This window comes from Tepidibacillus fermentans (assembly GCF_004342885.1).
Taxonomy (GTDB): domain Bacteria; phylum Bacillota; class Bacilli; order Tepidibacillales; family Tepidibacillaceae; genus Tepidibacillus; species Tepidibacillus fermentans.
This window is the reverse complement of sequence record NZ_SMAB01000004.1, coordinates 121,952-141,847: the sequence shown is the minus strand read 5'-3', so window position 1 is coordinate 141,847 and position 19,896 is coordinate 121,952. Positions and strand designations below refer to the sequence as shown.

The following is a 19,896-nucleotide window of genomic DNA, read 5'->3' as shown; positions in this document are numbered from 1 at the left end:
TAGGCTACTTTCATAATATGTTCTAGGCTTTTAGATGGTGTTAGGCGATAGCCTGCGAAAGGAGATACGATAATGATTCAACTATTTTTATCGATATTCATTGGAGCAGTTATCGGTGCCATTACCAATGAATTGGCAATCCGAATGTTATTTCGTCCCTATCATCCATGGAAAATAGGAAATTGGCAGCTTCCTTTTACACCTGGTTTGATTCCAAAACGGCGAAAGGAAATTGCAGAGCAATTGGGGATTATGGTTGAAAAGTATTTATTCACAGCAAAAGGGTTAAAGGAATTTATTGAGAATACGGGAATGAAAGAAACGCTATACCAAAAATTGATTGAGAAATTCATGATTTATAAAGAACAAGAGAAAAGGATTGGAGATGTATTTTCTGAGCTTTTTCAACTCGATCTTCGCATTAATTTGTCGGAATATAGTAAAGAGAAAGTCTTTCAATTTCTCTTTTCAAGTTCTTTTAAAAAGAAAAGCGTTGCAGAAATTCTTCCAGATGATGTTTTATCACGGATTGAAGAGCAGATGGATGATTTAGTAAGAACATTTATCCAAGAGATAAAAGAATATTTACATTCGGAACAAGGGGCTAAATGGTTAGAATCGATTATTCTTTACCTTCTCGAAGGGAAAAAGATGTTAGGTTTTTTAGCAGGAATGCTTTTTGATCACACACAAATTCAACACAAATTACAAGCTTATCTTGATGAACTACTTGATAAGCCAGATTTTTATCAACTATTTGTAACATTTCTTATAAAGGAATGGAATCAATTAAAGACTAAATCGATTGAGACTTGGCTTGATCCAATGGAACCATATCTAAGAGAACAAATAGAGAAGTGGGTCGATCAAGGGATAATAAAGATTGAAGAAAAACCAATTGGACAAGTGATCGAATTCCTGCTGGAAAAAGACATATTGAGAGGTTCTTATAACCAATTATTTGAATGGATTGAAGAACGTTTAGAGGGTTGGTTTTCTTATTTATCGATTGCAAAAGTGGTCAAAGAAGAAGTGAACCGTTTTTCATTACGAGAATTGGAAAAGATGATTGTAGAAGTATCCGCTCGGGAACTGAAAATGATCACTTATTTTGGTGGAATCTTAGGAGGGTTGATTGGATTCTTTCAAGGAATTCTTTTTCTCTTCTATTAATTTTTTTAACTTTCAGAATATAGAAGTGATATGGTAAATTATAGATAAGGATTTACAAAAAGGAGGGGGAAGAATACCAATAGTTACGTTAACTGAGCTATTGTGGAAGAATTTAGAAAAAGTTTAAAAATAAAACTGAAAAAGGTGGGATCTATATGGAAGTTCGTTACCATGGGCATAGTTGTGTGGAGTTAAAAGGAGAAAAACACACTCTGATTATTGATCCATTTATTACAGGAAATAGTCATGCAAAAGTTGCCGTAGATGAAATAAAGGTCGATTATATCTATATTACTCATGGTCATGGTGACCATATTGGTGATGCGGTGCAAATTGCAAAAAATAATGAGGCAACAGTGATTGCTCCTTTTGAGTTAGCGACATATATGGGATGGCAAGGAGTTAAGTCTCATCCATTACATATTGGAGGAAGCTTTGGCTTTGATTTTGGTCGGATTAAAGCAACCCAGGCATTTCATGGTTCGGGATTTGTTGATGATACGAATAAACAAATCATTTATTTAGGAATGCCTAGTGGAGTCATTGTTGAAATGGACGGAAAGAAAATTTATCATGCTGGGGATACAGGCTTGTTTGGCGATATGAAGTTACTAGAACGTGAACAATTAGATGTTGCCTTTTTGCCAATCGGAGACAATTTCACGATGGGAATGGAGGATGCATTGTTAGCCGCTGAATGGATCAAAGCGAAGAAAACGATTCCGATCCACTACAATACCTTTCCTGTAATCCAACAAGATCCACAAACCTTTGTCAATCGTTTACAAGAAAAAGGATTAAGTGGCGAAGTTCTTCCCATGAATCAGTGGGTGAAGTTATAAGGGTAAATAATAAGGTATTATGATCTGGTGACCAAAATGAACCTGTATATGCAATGATATAGTTCTATCCGAGTCCCTTCCATCATAGTGTAAAATATAGGAGGGACAGACTATGAGAATGGTAAAATCAATCATTTACTTTATTCTTGCTTTGGCTAGCTTATTTTACGCACTCCCACGAATCCCATTGTTTCAAGCGAATTCTACAGATCAAATGTTTGCGATCGCTTGGATCATCTTTGCGCTCCTTGTCGTTGGTGCGCATTTAGACCAGCTGTTATTGTCAGATGAAGATAAAAGAAAACATCTGGCAAGAATCAGAAACTATCAACGCCTAAAAAAAGAACAAGAACTCCTTCGCTTTCAATCACAAGGAAAGCGGATGGTAAAGGAAAGATAAATGTGACAAATTAACGACAAGACATTTCGAAAATTGGAATGTCTTTTTCTTTTGCTCTTTCATCTGTTATAATATAATACAACAGATATACTAAAAGATTGTATAACAGAATAGAAGAAAGTACGGTGATGCCATGTCAACCAAACACGAGAAGATTCTGCAGTTCATTGAAAGTTTACCATTAGGTCACAAAATATCTGTTAGACAGATTGCCAGAGAGATGAAAGTAAGTGAAGGGACAGCTTACCGAGCGATAAAAGAGGCAGAAAATAGAGGTTTTGTAAGTACGATTGAACGGGTAGGAACTGTTCGGATTGAGAAAAAGCATAAAGCAAATATTGAGAAGTTGACCTTTGCTGAAGTGGTCAATATTGTCGATGGTCGTGTCCTTGGCGGAAGGAATGGATTATATAAAACTCTCAACAAATTTGTCATCGGTGCCATGAAATTAGAAGATATGATGAAATATGTAGACCCTGGCAACTTGTTAATTGTGGGAAATCGTGTCCAAGCCCATAAGTTAACCCTTAAACAAGGTGCAGCCATCTTAATTACTGGCGGATTTGATACCAGTAACGAAGTAAAGGAACTGGCGGATGAACTAGAATTACCTGTGATCTCAACGAGTTATGACACATTTACGGTCGCTTCATTAATCAACCGGGCAATTTATGATCGTTTAATTAAAAAAGAAATCATGATGGTAGATGACATTATTCTTGGACAAAAAGAGGTTATGTTCTTAACAGACTCACAAACGGTATCAGACTATCATTCCCTTGTAGAAAAGACAAAGCATAGCCGTTTTCCAGTAGTAGATCAACAAATGAAATTAGTAGGAATTGTAACTTCAAAGGATATTTTAGATAAAGATAAAAATTTATCGATTGATAAAGTGATGACGAAAAACCCAATTTCTGTTACAGCAAAAACTTCAATTGCTTCAGCAGCTCATATGATGGTTTGGGAGGGAATTGAACTCTTACCTGTGATCGACACTTATCGAAAATTAATTGGGGTGATTAGTCGTCAAGATGTGTTAAAAGCCTTACAATATATTCAAAAACAACCACAAATAGGAGAAACGATTGATGATATTATCATGAAACCATTTGAAGAACACAAAGCTGAAGATGGGACAATTATCTTTAAAGGAGAAGTTACTCCACAAATGACCAATCAACTTGGTTCTTTATCAACGGGGCCACTGATCAGTTTAGTGACAGAATCTGCTCACCGAATTTTACGGCAGTATAAAAAAGGTGATCTTGTTCCCGAGAATTTGATGATTTATTTTGTGAAACCTGTACAAATCGAGAGTGAATTAGAAATTCGACCAAAAATCATCGAGGTAAGTCGAAAGTTTGGTAAAGTCGACGTGGAAATCTATCATAAAAACCAACTCGTAAGCAAGGCTTTAATTTCATCACAAGTGATTGAACGGTAAAATGGCTTGTATGTTCTATAGTATTGTTATGTCGCAGCTTATAGAAACATATAATCCATGCAACGTATTTATAAGAAGGATAGGAAAGCGATTGAAAAGCTTTCCTATTTATGTTCTTGTGCCGATATCCAGATTCTCGTCGTTGGACCTACGTAAATAATTTTTACTTTTACATTGTATTGACGTTTCCCAGCGGTAAAATCCTTATTATTCAATAATTGATAGATCATTTCTGGTGCTTCGCCAATATCTTCTACTTTTTTACCGACGAGAAAATAGGTTTCGTCAATTAACACTTCAAGCAGTTCTGCTTCAATGAATCCATCTAATTTTTCTTGAATGTGAAATTGAACAGAACGAATCAGCTGATTTTTACTTTTGATTTTTTTCTCTAATTGCAAAACTTCAAGGTCAGCTTTTGTTTCTCTTAATTCATTTTTTAATTTTTCATTTTCAGTAATCAAAGCGTCAATCTGTTTGCCATGAAGGGATAAGTAAAAGAACATTCCAAGAAAAATTCCCATCACAAAAAAAATGAAACAACGAATCCAAACTTTATGCAAAACCCAAGAAATATATCGCATTATTCAATATCTCCTTTTATGAGCCAAAGGATTGCGATTCTACCTGAATAGGCCCCAGCTAGGCCAGTAATAATCATTAAAAGTTGACGAATCATCCCTGATAAATTTCCGTCGAATAGACCACTTTCAAAAGTTTTAAATGAATCAAAAGTACCTCCTAGGGAAACCACAAGTGCCCAAATTTTCAGGTCATTAGAAAGTTGCTTGATGGTAAGAATGGGTGGCTGATGAGTCAAAAAAGCACCAATTCCACCAAAAAGTGAACCACCAATGACAACGCCAAAGGCAAGTAAAAATGACATAATTAGATTTGTAATGAACGTTCCCATCTTACTTCTCCTTATTGAAAGATAAAAACTCTACCTGAAAGAAATTTCCTTTATACTAGAATGTATGGGACAAATTTTTAAATCATGATTAGAATCGACCAATTTTTAAGAGGTGGCAGCCATGACGAATTTTGTTCACTTACACGTTCATACAGAATACAGTCTACTGGATGGTGCAAGTCGAATCGACCATTTGGTGAAGAAGGCAAAGAGCCTTGGTATGTCTGCGTTAGCGATTACGGATCATGGTTCGATGTATGGAGTGATTCCATTTTATCAAGCATGCATGAAAGAAGGAATCAAGCCCATCATTGGTGTAGAAGCCTATATCACAGCAGGCCACCGAACCGATCGGATATCAAGACAAGAACAAAAAATTTACCATTTGGTGTTATTGGCTGAAAATGAGACAGGATATAAGAATTTGATGAAACTAGTTTCGATTGCTCATTTAGAAGGGTTTTATTATAAACCACGGATCGACAAAGAAGTATTAAGAGAGTACCATGAAGGAATTATTGCGTTAAGTGCTTGTTTAAAGGGAGAAGTGAATGACTATCTCTTGCAGGGTCAATTTGAAAAAGCAAAAGAGGTAGCAATTGACTACCAATTGATTTTCGGAAAAGGGAACTTTTATTTAGAGATTCAGGATCACGGTCTACCTGAACAAAAACGATTATTTGATTTGATTATCAAGTTGTCGCAGGAAACGGGGATTCCAATCGTTGCAACCAATGATGTACATTATGTGGAAAAAGAGGATGCACTGATTCAAGATGTATTAATGACGATTGGTACAGGAACCACATTAGAAGATGAGAAACGGTTTCGCTTTCCAACCAAAGAATTTTACTTAAAAAGTGCGCAAGAGATGAGTGATCTTTTCCCTCTTCTAAAAGAGTCATTGGAGAATACCATCGTTATAGCGAATCGTTGTCATGTAGAGATACCAAGCCGTTTATCGATCTTACCAAAGTTTCCTTTACCTGAATCGGTTACTTCTGATCAATATCTAGAAGCTTTAGCTTATAAGGGGCTAGAAAAAAGGTATCAAAATATTACAAGTAAAGTGAAAGACCGTCTCGATTATGAGTTATCGGTCATTAAGAAAATGGGATTCTCTGATTATTTTCTTATTGTTTGGGATTTTATGAAATACGCTCATAAAAAAGGAATTATGACTGGACCAGGGAGAGGATCAGCAGCAGGAAGTTTAGTGGCCTATGTATTAGGAATTACCAATGTTGACCCGATAAAGTATAGATTATTATTTGAGCGGTTTTTAAATCCAGAACGAGTCAATATGCCTGATATTGATATAGATTTTCATTATGAGCGTCGCGACGAAGTGATTCAGTATGTGACAGAGAAATATGGTGAACACCGAGTAGCGCAAATTATTACCTTTGGAACATTTGCGGCAAAAGCTGCAATCCGTGATGTGGGTAGAGTCTTAAACATTCCTTACAGTAAAGTAGATCGAATTGCCAAACTCATACCGAACCAATTGGGGATTACAGTTGGTCAAGCATTGAAAGAGAATCCAGAACTATACTCGATCTATCAGAAAGATGAAGAGACGAAAAAAATGATACAGATTGCAATGAAAATTGAAGGAATGCCTAGACATCATTCCACTCATGCAGCTGGCGTCGTTATTGCTGATCAACCATTAGAGAATTATACCCCGTTACAGGAAGGGCAAGGTAATATTTTGCTTACCCAATATTCAATGGGTATTTTAGAAACGATTGGCTTGTTAAAAATGGATTTCTTAGGTCTTCGTAACTTAACCATTATTGAAAGAACGTTGGATTGGATCGAGAAAGCAAGAGGTAAGCGAATTCAACTTCAGCACTTCGATGAGAATGATCGCAAAACCTATGAACTATTAAGTCAAGGAAATACCAAAGGTGTCTTTCAATTAGAATCTCCTGGAATGATTCGTGTATTACAAGAATTAAAACCAAGTCGTTTCGAAGATATTGTCGCTATTCTTGCACTCTATCGTCCTGGTCCAATGGAGTATATTCCTGAATATATTCAAGCCAAACATGGACAAAGGAAAGTGACTTACCCTCATAAAAGCCTAGAACCCATATTAAAAGATACCTATGGAATTATTGTATATCAGGAGCAAATCATGCAGATTGCTTCGACAATGGCAGGATTTAGTTTAGGGGAAGCGGATCTTTTACGAAGAGCAGTCGGGAAAAAGAAAAGAGAGATTCTATTAAAAGAACGGGAACATTTTGTCCATGGTGCAATCCAAAATGGATATGAAGAGAAGGTAGCTAATGATGTGTATGATATGATCGTACGATTTGCAGATTATGGGTTTAATCGATCCCATGCGGTAGCCTATGCATTCATTGCCTTTCAAACCGCCTACTTAAAAGCTCATTATCCCGTTGAATTTTTGACAGCGTTGATTTCAGAGTCGATGGGAAACCAAGGAAAAGTAACCGAATATATCGAAGAAGCGAGGAAAATGGGAATCGAAGTTTTGCCTCCAGATGTCAAACATAGCCTCTATTCTTTTTCTATAGAAGGGAATAAAATTCGCTTTGGTCTTGGTGCAATTAAAAATATTGGTGTCCAAGTCATTGAATCGATCCTTCAACTGCGTAAAAGTGAAAAAGAAATTCAGAGCATCATCGATTTTTGTCTGGAAGTTGATCCAAAAGTATGCAATCGGAAAACGATGGAGTCGTTCATTCTTAGCGGAGCTTTTGATTCTTTTGGGATTCATCGTGCGAAACTGATGGCTAATTTGGATGACCTGTTAGAACGAATTCAAAAACGGAAAAAACTGCAAAATGATTTACAGATTGATTTATTTGAAGATCTTCAGCCTACTTCAAAGATTGAGTTCGATTGGATCGAGGTCGCTCCTTACCCAGAACAGGAACGATTAAAAAAAGAAAAAGAGTTACTTGGAGTCTATTTATCTGGAGACCCTCTAGGAGAAAGTAGGGAGCTCTTAAATTCCTATACTTCTCATCATTTTTCGGAATTGATACATCTAAATGAGGGAGAAATTATTACGATTGGCGGTTTATTAACAGAGTTAAAACCCATTGTAACTAAAAAGGGAGATCCAATGGCTTTTGCGGAAATGGAAGTGAATGGCAATCTAGTGGAATTGGTATTGTTTCCTATGGTTTATCAGAAATATATTTCTGAGTTACAAATCGATCAAGGGCTTCTAGTTAAAGGGAAGATCGACAAACAAGGTGAAAAAGTGAAAATTATTGTTGAGAAAGCAACCCTGTTATCTAAATTGAAGAATGATTTTCGGCCAAAATTCGTCATGATAAAAATCGCAAAGGGCAATGAAAAAACTGCAACTTTAACAAAACTAAAGAACGTACTGATGAAAAGAAAGGGTAACGTACCTGTTATCTTATATTACGAACGAGAGAAAAGATCACGACGTTTGTCCAATAAATATTGGATTGAGGTCGACCAAACACTGAAAGAAGAAATCGAAACCATTCTTGGAAAGAATAGTTATGCTATTCATTTTGGGTAGTTGAACATATTCAGAATATTCTTTATGGCGTAAATTTTGGTTCAAGTCGAATTTTTTTGTGTTGCGTAATTGAAACTTTTGCTATAATGGTAGTGGTCAGACCACTGCGGATGACTGTCTGGATTATCTATTTAGAAAAATAAAGTAGGGGAGTTGTTGATCTTGTCTACATTAAAAGAAGAAGCTTTAAAGATGCATCGTGAAAATCATGGGAAATTGCAAGTGAGTGCAAAAGTACCACTAATGAACGCACACGATCTCAGTTTGGCTTATTCACCAGGAGTAGCCGACCCGTGCATGGCGATCCATGATGACAAGGAAAAAGTTTACGAGTATACGATGAAAGGAAACACCGTTGCCGTTGTAACTGATGGGACTGCTGTGCTCGGGCTTGGTAACATTGGACCAGAAGCAGCTATGCCTGTAATGGAAGGAAAATCGGTCCTATTTAAGAATTTTGCAGGTGTGGATGCTTTCCCGATTTGTCTAAATACAACAGATGTTGATAAAATTGTAGAAACTGTTAAACTCCTAGAACCTACTTTTGGTGGGGTGAACTTAGAAGACATTGCAGCTCCGAATTGTTTTATTATTGAAGAACGTTTGAAAAAAGAATTAAATATTCCTGTTTTTCATGATGATCAACATGGAACAGCGATTGTAACCTTAGCTGGTTTAATTAATGCGCTTAAACTTGTGAATAAAAAGATGGATGAGATTAAAGTGGTTGCGAATGGTGCTGGCGCTGCAGGTATTGCAATCATTAAATTATTAATTAGCGTTGGCGTAAAAGATGTGATTATGTGTGATACAAAAGGAATTATCTATGAGGGTCGTCAGGTTGGTATGAACCCTGTAAAAGAGGAAATTGCAAAGATTACGAATAAAGAAAAATTACAAGGTACTCTTGCAGATGCATTAAAAGGTGCCGATGTTTTCATCGGTGTATCTGTAGCGGGTGCAGTTACTCAGGATATGGTAAAATCAATGAACAAAGATGCAATTATTTTTGCCATGGCAAATCCAGTACCAGAGATTTTCCCAGATGAAGCAAAAGCAGCAGGCGCTAGAGTCGTTGGTACAGGTCGTTCGGACTTACCAAATCAAGTGAACAATGTATCAGCATTCCCAGGAATCTTTAGAGGGGCACTTGATGTTCGTGCGAGAGAGATTAATGAAGAGATGAAAATTGCAGCAGCTTATGCGATCGCTGATCTAATTGAAGAAAAGGAATTAACGGAAGATTATGTGATTCCAAATCCATTTGATCCTAGAGTCGCTCCAAAAGTAGCAGGAGCTGTTGCAAAAGCAGCAATGGATACAGGGGTTGCACGTATTCAAGTAGATGTGAAAGAAATTGAAGAGAAAACAAGAAGATTATCTGTTATTAAATAATGAGAATTTAGTTATAGTAGAATGAGGGTGGCTCAATGCTCGATGATACGAAGAATCGAAAATTATATCAAGAAGTTTTGGTTCAGATAAACGAGATTATCAAAGAGGATGATCTCAAAGTAGGTGATCGGTTACCTTCGGAACGGGAACTAGCAGAACGACTCAATGTGGGAAGGTCATCTGTTCGTGAAGCGTTGAGAGCATTAGAGTTACTTGGTTTAATATCGACTCGCCATGGAGAAGGGACGTTTATCGAGGAATCGACTTCACATCATCTTGTGGAGATACTTGCTTTCTTTATCTTAAGAGATCAAAAATCAAAAAAAGATCTTTTAGAAATGAGAAAGATCATTGAATTAGATGCTGTGCGATTAGCAGCGGAAAGAATGAAGAAAGAACAAATTCAAAAAATCGAGCGTTTATTAGATAAGACAGAACAACGAATTAAATCGGGATTATTACCTGTACAAGAAGATTTCCTCTTCCATCAATATATCGCACTTGCAACTAATAATTATTTATTGTATCGTATTTGGCGGTCGATTATCGATTTTGGTCGAACCATTTTAAAAGACTCACTTGAACGTCATGGGAGATCAGAAATCTCCATTCAAGAGCATCGGTATATTTTAGAAGCGCTCAAAATGAAAGATAGAGAAGAAGCGGAGAGACGGATGAAAATGCACTTAGAGAAAAGCCAATTCTTTGCTTGATTGTATCCCTAAGAAAAATCGACTAAAATAGAAGAAATGGTCTTGTAATAAGCTAGGAGTTACGAGGAGGATCATCATGTGGACAGTCATCTATATAGCACCAAACGAAAATGTCGCAAGCAAAATCAAAGACCAACTAACTGCTGAAGGATTCCTAGTAAAAATAAGAGAAAGTCAGGTTTCAAAACAATTTGAAATCTTAGTACCAAAAGGAGAATTAAGGGAGATACAAGAAGTTTTGGCAACGATCCTATCTTAACTTGGCTTTTCTTTACAATCCCATGTGAGGTGTTGATGTGTTAAAAGATTTCTTTTTTAAACAAAAAAGATTTGCTACCATTCCGTCGGAACATGCGAAGAAAGATATTCCTGAAGGAAGAGTGAAAAAGTGCGAGCATTGTGGTACGATTACGTTCGTCAAGGAATTAGAAAAGAACCTATACGTATGTTCCACATGTGACTATCACTTTGCCCTATCTGCCCCAGAAAGAATCAAAATGATCATGGATCAAGGGCATTTTTTTGAATACGATTCTGATTTAATCTCTTCCGATCCATTAAAGTTCGAAGGTTATACTGAAAAATTAAAAAGCGATATGAGGAAATCCAACCTAAATGAAGCTGTAGTAACTGGAGAGGGAACAATTGGAGGTTTTCCTGTTGTTATTGGCGTCATGGACACCCGCTTTCGAATGGGAAGTATGGGTGCTGTGGTTGGTGAAAAAATTGCAAGGGCCATTGAAAGAGCCGTTATTAAACGTTATCCCTTTATCATGTTTTCGGCTTCAGGTGGAGCTAGAATGCAAGAAGGAATTATTAGTTTGATGCAAATGGCCAAAACGAGCGCTGCTTTAGCCAAACTTCACCAAGAGGGGATTCTATTTATTTCTGTATTGACGAATCCGACAACAGGTGGAGTATCTGCCAGCTTTGCTTCTCTAGGAGATATTAATATAGCGGAACCAGGGGCTTTAATCGGTTTTGCGGGGCCAAGAGTCATTGAACAAATCATTCGTCAAAAGCTACCTGAAGGATTCCAAACCTCCGAATTTTTATTAGAACATGGTCAACTCGATCTGATTGTTCATCGTAAAGATCTAAAGGCTACGCTGAATCAATTATTAGATTTACATATGGTAAAGGGGAGGATGTAATGGCTGATTTATCATTTGAACGCCCTCTCATTGAATTACGGAAAAAAATTGAAGAGTTAAAGCGATTTACACATCTTGAGGGTATTGATTTCTCAAATGAAATTGAGGAATTAGAAAAAAAAGCAAAAGACCTAGAACAACAAATCTATGGGAAAATGACCTCATGGCAAAAAACACAGATTGCTAGATTACCCCAAAGACCGACGACACTAGATTATATTGAACGTATCTTTACAGATTTTATCGAATTACATGGTGACCGAGCATTTGGAGATGATAAAGCGATTGTTGGCGGAATCGCCAAGTTCAATGGAATTCCAGTTACGGTCATTGGTCATCAAAAAGGTAGGGATACGAAAGAAAATATTTACCGGAATTTTGGGATGCCTCACCCAGAAGGATATCGAAAAGCACTACGTTTAATGCAACAAGCGGATAAATTTAACCGTCCGATTATTTGCTTTATTGATACACCAGGTGCATACCCGGGAATCGGTGCAGAAGAAAGAGGACAAAGTGAGGCGATCGCAAGAAATCTTAGAGAGATGGCTTTGTTCCAGGTTCCAATGATTTGTATTGTCATTGGAGAAGGTGGAAGTGGAGGAGCCTTAGCATTAGGAGTAGGAAATTATCTCTATATGTTGGAGAATACTATATATTCGGTTATTTCGCCAGAGGGAGCAGCGACTATTCTTTGGCGGGATGGTTCGAAAGCGGAGAAAGCAGCTAACTCGATGAAAATTACTGCACAAGATTTATTTCACTTTGGAATTTGTGATGGTATCATCCCAGAACCACTTGGTGGTGCTCATAAAGATGTGGATTTTCAATCGATGCAGATCAAAAAGTATATCGAACAAGGGTTGAAGGACTTATCAGCTCTAAGTCGCGAAGAATTGGTGGAACATCGATATCATAAATTCCGTTCAATTGGAGAATATGTTTCAATCATTTAGAAAGTTTAAAAAGATAATCAAAACGACGTTTTTCATGTTATACTTCAATAAGGAAACAAAAAAAGGGTACCCTAATAAGGGTACACTATTTTTTAGCCATATATGGACTCAAATTATCCCTATTGGACATTTTTCCGGTCAGTAGAAAGAGGTGTGATGGATGAAACGAATTGGTGTGTTAACAAGTGGAGGAGACGCCCCTGGAATGAATGCGGCTATTCGAGCTGTGGTCAGGAAAGGTTATTACCACAATTTAGAAGTTTTTGGGATTTATCATGGTTATAGTGGTTTAATCAATGGAGAGATTAAACAATTGGATCTTGGTTCTGTAGGGGATATCATACATAGAGGCGGAACGATGTTATATACAGCGAGAAGTGAGGAATTTAAAACCCCTGAAGGGCAAAAGAAAGCCATTGAACAATTAAATAAATATGGGATTGAGGGTTTAGTCGTTATCGGTGGAGATGGTTCATTCCGTGGAGCTCAAAAATTAGCACAACAAGGGATTTTAACAGTTGGTGTTCCTGGAACCATCGATAATGATATTCCTGCAACAGATTTTACGATTGGATTTGATACAGCAGTAAATACTGTCATCAATGCGATTGACAAAATCCGTGATACTGCTACTTCACATGAAAGAACATATATTATTGAGGTAATGGGAAGAAATGCTGGTGATATTGCACTATGGTCAGGATTAGCAGATGGAGCTGAGTCGATTATTATTCCCGAAGCCTACTATGAAATGGATGAAATTATTGAACGATTAAAGCATGGCCATTCACGTGGCAAAAAACATAGTATTATTATTGTTGCTGAAGGTGTTGGTAGTGGTATTGAGTTTGGTAATCAAATTAAACAAAAAACTGGTTTTGAAACAAGAGTAACCGTTCTTGGTCATATTCAACGAGGGGGATCACCTACTGCTTTTGACCGTGTATTAGCCAGTCGCCTTGGTGCTGAAGCGGTAGAATTATTATTGAAAAATCAGTCAGGTAAAATGGTAGGGATTAAAAACAATCAAATTATCTCTTTAGGTATCGATGAAGCATTAATGCAAAAACATACTGTAGACCTTTCATTATATCAACTAGCTAGTATCTTAGCGATATAATTGAATGTGAGAAGGGTGGATATTATTTACATGAGAAAGACGAAGATTGTTTGTACGATTGGACCTGCTAGTGAGAAAGTTGCAGTTTTAAAAGAATTAATTGATGCTGGAATGAATGTAGCACGTTTGAATTTTTCTCATGGAGATCATAAGGAACATGGGAACCGAATCCAAAATATTCGTCAAGCCGCAAAAGAGACAGGAAAAACTGTTGCCATTCTTTTAGATACAAAAGGTCCAGAAATTCGAACAGGCGTCCTTGGGGTACCTGAGGTAGAATTAAAACAGGGAGATTCCATTATTTTAACTACAGAAGAAATTGTTGGCGACGGAACTCGTGTGTCTGTTACGTATAAAGGTCTTCCAGAAGATGTTCATCCAGGTTCAAGAATTCTTATTGATGATGGATTAATTGGTTTGGAAGTTGAAAAAATTGAAGGAACAGAAATTTATTGTAAGATTTTAAACACGGGAATATTGAAAAGTAAAAAAGGGGTCAATGTTCCGGGTGTAAGAATCAATCTCCCTGGAATTACAGAAAAGGATGCGGACGATATTCGCTTTGGTATTGAACAAGGAATCGACATTATTGCTGCTTCTTTTGTTCGTAAGGCACAAGATGTATTAGAAATCCGAGAGATTTTAGAAGAATATAACGCAGATATTCTCATCATCTCTAAAATTGAAAATCATGAGGGTGTTGAAAATATTGATGAAATTCTTCAAGTCTCTGATGGAATCATGGTTGCGAGAGGAGATTTAGGGGTTGAAATTCCTGCTGAGGAAGTTCCTCTAGTACAAAAGATGATTATTGAAAAATGTAATAAAGCGGGGAAACCTGTTATTACCGCAACCCAAATGCTCGATTCGATGCAACGAAATCCAAGACCAACTCGCGCAGAAGCAAGTGACGTTGCAAATGCAATATTTGATGGAACAGATGCCATTATGTTATCCGGTGAGACGGCAGCAGGAAAATATCCCGTAGAATCCGTTGCTACGATGGCTCGCATTGCCCTACGAACGGAAGAAGCATTAAAATATTCAGAGATTTTCCGTAAAAGGAGCACATTCCAACAAACCAATGTTACAGATGCGATTAGCCAAGCTGTAGTGAATACTGCCATTGATTTAGATGCAGATGCAATCCTAACTCCAACTGAGAGTGGCCAAACGGCAAGACTCGTTTCGAAATATCGCCCACAAGCACCAATAATTGCGATTACTCCAAATGAAAAAGTATTGAAAAAGTTAAGCTTGAGTTGGGGAGTCTATCCACTTTTAGGTAAAAAAGTTGAAAATACTGATGAAATGTTAAAAGAATCGGTTGATGTGGCCTTAGCAGCAAAATATATTAAACATGGTGATCTTGTGATTATCACAGCAGGTGTTCCTGTAGGAAAAGTTGGAACAACAAACTTAATGAAAGTTCATTTGGTTGGAGACATTGCTACGAAAGGTCAAGGTATTGGGAATAAGATCATCACAGGAGTAGTTGTAAAAGGAAAAACTCCTGAAGAAATCGAAGCAAAGATGAAAGAAGGAGCGATTTTAGTTACGATTGCAACCGATAAAGATATGATGAAATCGATTGAAAAGGCTGCAGCGGTGATCACGGAAGAAGGCGGATTAACTTCCCATGCTGCTGTAGTAGGGATTAACCATGGTATTCCAGTGATTGTTGGTGCGGAAAAGGCTTATGAAAAGTTTGAAGATGGAATGTATGTGACCGTTGATCCTGAACGTGGACATGTTTACGCAGGAAATAAAATGATATAATATGGTATAAAATAGGAGAGGCTGTTTTAGACAGTCTCTTTTTTTGAAAAAGATTAAAATGGCTTGTCTATAGGTTTGTATATTCCAACGCGCTCCGTTGTACGCCACTTTCTTTTAATAATGGTTTAGGTGAGAAAGTGGCTACCAAAAGCATACAAAGTGTACAAGTCACGCTACATAGCTAAAGCTGTTAGTCGTGCTATGTCGCTGCTTATGGAATATACAAACATATTATTAAGTTGTCTGTTTGGAATTGGGTAAGGGGGAATGGACCATGAAATGGTATGATACAGAAATTCGAGTAAGATATCAAGAAACGGACCAAATGGGGGTCGTTTACCATGCCAATTATCTTGTTTGGTTTGAAGTTGCTCGTACAGAACTGGTAAGAGCATTAGGAGTAGATTACAGAAAATTAGAAAAAATGGGGTTATATCTCCCTGTCGTAGATGTTAGCTGTCAATATAAACTGTCAGCAAAATATGATGATGAAATTATTGTGCGTTCAAGGATCGCAGAATATAGTAGCTTGCGACTAACCATGGAATATGAAGTGATTCGTAAAGAAGACGGAAAACTTTTGGCTACTGGAAAGACAAAGCATGTATGGTTAGATCAAGAGTATCGACCTGTTCGCCTAGATCGGTTTGCATCTGAGATAGATCAAGTTTTACGCACACAAATGAATACGGAAAACTAAGGGGGTATTTTTTTGTTTCGAATTATTGTATTATTGATGATACTTGTTCCTGCTTTAGAAATTTGGGGAATTGTAAAGGCGGCTCAATGGATCGGTGGATGGCAAACTTTTTTAGTGATTATCTCAACAGGTGTGATTGGGGCTTATCTAGCAAAAAAAGAAGGACTTAAGATTTGGAAGAAGGCACAAAAAGAATTAAGTTTCGGACATATACCTGGCCAAGCGATTCTAGATGGCTTAAGTGTGTTTACAGGAGGAATGCTTTTATTAACACCAGGTTTTTTTACAGATACAATCGGCTTTTTGTTGATTTACCCATTTACTCGACGTATTTTTCAATACTACATAAAAAAGTGGTTAGAAAAGAAAATTCGTAGTGGGCAATATTATTTTTTTATTCGGCGTTAATTTGCGGATATTTTGAATTTTATATTTCTTAAAAAAGTTTGTGTAGAGATGAACATAGCAAATTTTCAACTACTTAGTAATGAAGTAGTTTTTTTATGTCAAAAAAATTGTGGAATATAAGGAAGAGTAAATGAAATATAATCGTATAAAAATAATGAATCTAAAAATCAATAAATATAAAAAAATATAATTTTAAGAAAATTTCGATTAGTAGTTCACAAAATAGTCAAAATAGTTTAAAATAATAATCAAACGAAAAGAAAAAGGCTACAAAAGCGGTAGGCTTATCAATACGATAATTGGTTATTTGGAAGATATTCATTATCTTCTAAAATAGTAAGTAATTTAAATAAAAAGGGGATAGGTAAGGGAGGTATTTTTATGACAACTTTGAAGGAAGTACTAGCGAAAAAAATCGAAGAACACAGAAAAAGAACAACAAAGCTATTAGTAGAACATGGTGACGTCAAGATTAGTGAAGTTACGATTGCGCAAGCGATTGGGGGAATGAGAGGGGTAAAAAGTTTAGTAACAGACATTTCCTATCTAGATCCATACGAGGGGATTCGGTTTAGAGGTTATACCATTCAAGAAGTAATGGAGAAATTACCAAAACCTGAAGGTAAAGATTATCCATATGTGGAAGGTTTTTTGTATCTACTATTAACTGGTGATATTCCTACAAAAGAGCAAGCTTTAGAAGTAGTTGAAGATATGAGGAAGAGATCTCAAGTACCTCAATATGTATTTGATATGCTAAGAGCGTTGCCAAGAGATTCACATCCCATGGCGATGTTCTCTGCAGCAATCGTATCCATGCAAAGAGAATCCGTGTTTGCAAAGGCTTACAGCGAAGGTAAATTTAATAAATACAACAGCTGGGAATACATGTATGAAGATGTATTAAATTTATTAGCTAAGCTTCCACAAATCGGTGCATTTATTTATCGATTGAAATATAAAGGTGATACACAGATTGATCCAGATCCAAATTTAGATTTTGGCGGTAACTTTGCACGTATGATGGGAATCGATCCGCCATATGACGAAGTAGCTAGAATGTATTTCATTCTTCACTCTGATCATGAAAGCGGTAATGTTTCTGCTCATACTACTCACTTAGTAGCATCTGCTCTATCTGATGCTTATTATTCACTTGCTGCTGGTATTAACGGATTGGCTGGTCCGTTACACGGGCTTGCTAATCAAGAAGTATTGGCTTGGATTCAAAAATTCATGGAAAAATTCGGTGGAGGAGTTCCTACAGAGGAGCAATTAAAGCAAGCGGTATGGGATACGCTCAATAGCGGTCAGGTAATTCCTGGTTATGGTCATGCTGTTCTTCGTAAAACAGACCCAAGATATACAGCGCAAAGAGAATATTGCTTAAAATATTTACCTGATTATCCATTATTCCAACTTGTTAGCAAACTTTATGATGTAGTTCCTGATATTCTTAAACAACACGGTAAAGCAAAAAATCCATGGCCAAACGTGGATGCTCAATCTGGTGTAATTCAATGGTACTATGGTCTAACTGAATACGATTTTTACACCGTGCTCTTTGGAATCGGAAGAGCTTTGGGAGTTCTATCCAATATTACTTGGGATCGTGCGCTTGGGTATCCAATCGAAAGACCAAAATCAGTTACAACCGATATGTTAGAGGAGTTTGCTAAACAGGCTCAAGAAGCAAAGGAAAACGGACATACTGCTTAATCTTCAGTGATAGGGGAAATGTTTTGAAAGCGTTTCCCCTTGATCATGAACAATAATCCCTTGATCATGAACAATAATTATAAAATATAAAAATTTTAGAAAAGAACAAAAAATAGATTGACGTTCTATTCTGTTTGGGTACAGAATAGAAATAGGACGAGGGGTTTCAGGAAGAAATTCCTGAAACATACTTGTGTTAATTTAATAAGGAGTTATACATAATGTATAATTTCTTATAAATAATTATTTATGGAGAATGGGGAGGTAACTGACGATGTCAATTTTTGAGAAGTTCGACATGCCAACTAGAGGGGAAAAGATCACGATTGAAAATGGAAAGTTAAAAGTACCAAACAATCCAATTATTCCATTTATTGAGGGGGATGGAACAGGTCCAGATATTTGGGCTGCTTCTGTAAGAGTATTAGACGCAGCGGTAGAAAAGGCATATAAAGGTGAAAGAAAAATCGAATGGTTTGAAGTATACACTGGAGAAAAATCCTTTGATAAATGGGGCGAATGGTTACCACAAGATACATTGACAGCGATGAGAGAATATTTGGTTGGTATTAAAGGACCTTTAACCACTCCTATCGGTGGAGGAATTCGTTCTTTAAACGTAGCTTTGCGTCAAGAGTTAGATCTTTACGCTTGTGTACGTCCAGTACGTTATTTTAAAGGTGTTCCTTCACCAATCAAACATCCGGAGTGGACAGACATGGTCATCTTCCGTGAAAATGCCGAAGATATTTATGCCGGTATTGAATGGCAAGAAGGAACAGAAGAAGTGAAAAAAGTCATTCGCTTCTTAATTGACGAGATGGGCGTGAAGAAGATTCGATTCCCAGAAACCTCTGGTATCGGTATTAAGCCAGTATCGAAAGAAGGTACATATCGTCTCGTACGTTCTGCAATTCAATATGCTTTAGATAATAATCGTAAGAGTGTAACCCTTGTGCATAAAGGAAACATCATGAAGTTTACGGAAGGTGCATTTAAAAACTGGGGTTATGAAGTTGCTGAGAAGGAATTTGGCGACAAGGTATTTACTTGGGCTCAATATGATCGTATTGCAGCAGAGCAAGGTACAGAAGCTGCAAATAAAGCCCAAGAGGAAGCGCTTGCTGCTGGTAAACTTTTAATTAAGGATGTTATTGCAGACGCTTTCTTACAGCAAATTTTAACTCGACCAAAAGAATATGATGTAATTGCCACATTGAACCTAAATGGAGACTACATTTCTGATGCTCTAGCAGCACAAGTTGGTGGTATTGGTATCGCTCCAGGTGCAAATATTAATTACGATACAGGTGTTGCATTATTTGAAGCAACTCACGGTACTGCACCAAAATATGCTGGATTAGATAAAGTAAACCCATCTTCTGTTATTCTTTCTGGTGAAATGATGTTACGTTACATGGGTTGGAACGAAGCAGCAGATCTTATCATTTCTGCAATGGAAAAAACCATCTCCAATAAAACCGTTACTTACGACTTTGCGCGTTTAATGGAAGGTGCTACAGAACTAAAATGTTCTGAATTTGGTGATGAGTTGATTAAAAATATGTAATTTTTTTCAAAAAATATCTGCAGGTATAAAGGGTGTTTATATCTGTAGATTCAAATTTATAAAAAGAATTTG

At 36.8% G+C, this 19,896-nt stretch carries 18 protein-coding genes; 16 read left to right on the top strand and 2 right to left on the bottom strand.

Translation table 11 applies throughout. The features are described 5' to 3' along the window. Positions 1-72 precede the first annotated feature (72 nt). From EDD72_RS04205 to EDD72_RS04190, 4 genes are all read left to right on the top strand, one after another. Entirely contained in the window at positions 73-1,173 is a 1,101-nt protein-coding gene (locus EDD72_RS04205) for a DUF445 family protein (RefSeq protein WP_132767553.1), read from the top strand. Between the two features lie 155 nt (positions 1,174-1,328). Further along, positions 1,329-2,015 (top strand): metal-dependent hydrolase, encoded by a 687-nt coding sequence (locus EDD72_RS04200; protein WP_132767551.1) that lies wholly within the window; start codon positions 1,329-1,331, stop codon positions 2,013-2,015. A 112-nt stretch (positions 2,016-2,127) separates the two neighbouring features. Further along, a complete protein-coding gene (locus tag EDD72_RS04195) occupies positions 2,128-2,415 on the top strand; it encodes a hypothetical protein (protein ID WP_132767549.1) in 288 nt (95 codons plus the stop codon). A gap of 133 nt (positions 2,416-2,548) precedes the next feature. Further along, entirely contained in the window at positions 2,549-3,862 is a 1,314-nt protein-coding gene (locus EDD72_RS04190; RefSeq protein WP_132767546.1) for a DRTGG domain-containing protein, read from the top strand. Between the two features lie 104 nt (positions 3,863-3,966). Here the strand turns inward: EDD72_RS04190 and EDD72_RS04185 are convergent, their stop codons facing one another. Next, the gene (locus tag EDD72_RS04185; RefSeq protein ID WP_132767544.1) at positions 3,967-4,446 is read right to left on the bottom strand and encodes a sporulation membrane protein YtrI; all 480 of its coding nucleotides are present in this window, start codon (positions 4,444-4,446) and stop codon (positions 3,967-3,969) included. Next, entirely contained in the window at positions 4,446-4,775 is a 330-nt protein-coding gene (locus tag EDD72_RS04180) for a YtrH family sporulation protein (protein WP_132767542.1), read from the bottom strand. Before EDD72_RS04180 ends, EDD72_RS04185 begins: the two co-directional genes overlap by 1 nt. Positions 4,776-4,896: 121 nt before the next feature. Between EDD72_RS04180 and EDD72_RS04175 the strand changes: the two genes are divergently transcribed. The 12 genes from EDD72_RS04175 (at position 4,897) to icd (ending at position 19,824) form a co-directional block, all read left to right on the top strand. Next, positions 4,897-8,310, top strand: a complete 3,414-nt coding sequence (locus EDD72_RS04175; protein ID WP_132767540.1) for a DNA polymerase III subunit alpha — start codon at positions 4,897-4,899, stop codon at positions 8,308-8,310. A 162-nt stretch (positions 8,311-8,472) separates the two neighbouring features. Beyond that, a complete protein-coding gene (ystJ, locus tag EDD72_RS04170; RefSeq protein ID WP_279388082.1) occupies positions 8,473-9,705 on the top strand; it encodes an NADP-dependent malic enzyme in 1,233 nt (410 codons plus the stop codon). Between the two features lie 35 nt (positions 9,706-9,740). Further along, the gene (locus EDD72_RS04165; RefSeq protein ID WP_132767538.1) at positions 9,741-10,418 is read left to right on the top strand and encodes a FadR/GntR family transcriptional regulator; all 678 of its coding nucleotides are present in this window, start codon (positions 9,741-9,743) and stop codon (positions 10,416-10,418) included. A 76-nt stretch (positions 10,419-10,494) separates the two neighbouring features. Further along, positions 10,495-10,677, top strand: a complete 183-nt coding sequence (locus EDD72_RS04160; RefSeq protein WP_132767536.1) for a glutamate decarboxylase — start codon at positions 10,495-10,497, stop codon at positions 10,675-10,677. Positions 10,678-10,714: 37 nt separating this feature from the next. Further along, positions 10,715-11,572, top strand: a complete 858-nt coding sequence (gene accD / locus EDD72_RS04155; RefSeq protein WP_132767534.1) for an acetyl-CoA carboxylase, carboxyltransferase subunit beta — start codon at positions 10,715-10,717, stop codon at positions 11,570-11,572. Then, the gene (locus EDD72_RS04150; RefSeq protein ID WP_132767532.1) at positions 11,572-12,528 is read left to right on the top strand and encodes an acetyl-CoA carboxylase carboxyltransferase subunit alpha; all 957 of its coding nucleotides are present in this window, start codon (positions 11,572-11,574) and stop codon (positions 12,526-12,528) included. Before accD ends, EDD72_RS04150 begins: the two co-directional genes overlap by 1 nt. 160 nt (positions 12,529-12,688) lie before the next feature. Then, positions 12,689-13,648, top strand: coding sequence for a 6-phosphofructokinase (gene pfkA, locus EDD72_RS04145; protein ID WP_132767530.1), 960 nt, complete (start codon positions 12,689-12,691; stop codon positions 13,646-13,648). Between the two features lie 30 nt (positions 13,649-13,678). Then, on the top strand, positions 13,679-15,427 hold the full coding sequence (pyk, locus tag EDD72_RS04140; RefSeq protein ID WP_132767528.1) for a pyruvate kinase: 1,749 nt from the start codon (positions 13,679-13,681) through the stop codon (positions 15,425-15,427). Between the two features lie 274 nt (positions 15,428-15,701). Next, positions 15,702-16,127 (top strand): acyl-CoA thioesterase, encoded by a 426-nt coding sequence (locus EDD72_RS04135; RefSeq protein WP_132767526.1) that lies wholly within the window; start codon positions 15,702-15,704, stop codon positions 16,125-16,127. Between the two features lie 12 nt (positions 16,128-16,139). Beyond that, on the top strand, positions 16,140-16,535 hold the full coding sequence (locus EDD72_RS04130; RefSeq protein WP_243643770.1) for an FxsA family protein: 396 nt from the start codon (positions 16,140-16,142) through the stop codon (positions 16,533-16,535). Between the two features lie 381 nt (positions 16,536-16,916). After that, positions 16,917-18,254, top strand: coding sequence for a citrate (Si)-synthase (locus EDD72_RS04125; protein WP_132767524.1), 1,338 nt, complete (start codon positions 16,917-16,919; stop codon positions 18,252-18,254). Positions 18,255-18,528: 274 nt separating this feature from the next. Continuing rightward, on the top strand, positions 18,529-19,824 hold the full coding sequence (gene icd / locus EDD72_RS04120) for an NADP-dependent isocitrate dehydrogenase (RefSeq protein ID WP_132767522.1): 1,296 nt from the start codon (positions 18,529-18,531) through the stop codon (positions 19,822-19,824). The last annotated feature ends 72 nt before the right edge of the window (positions 19,825-19,896 follow it).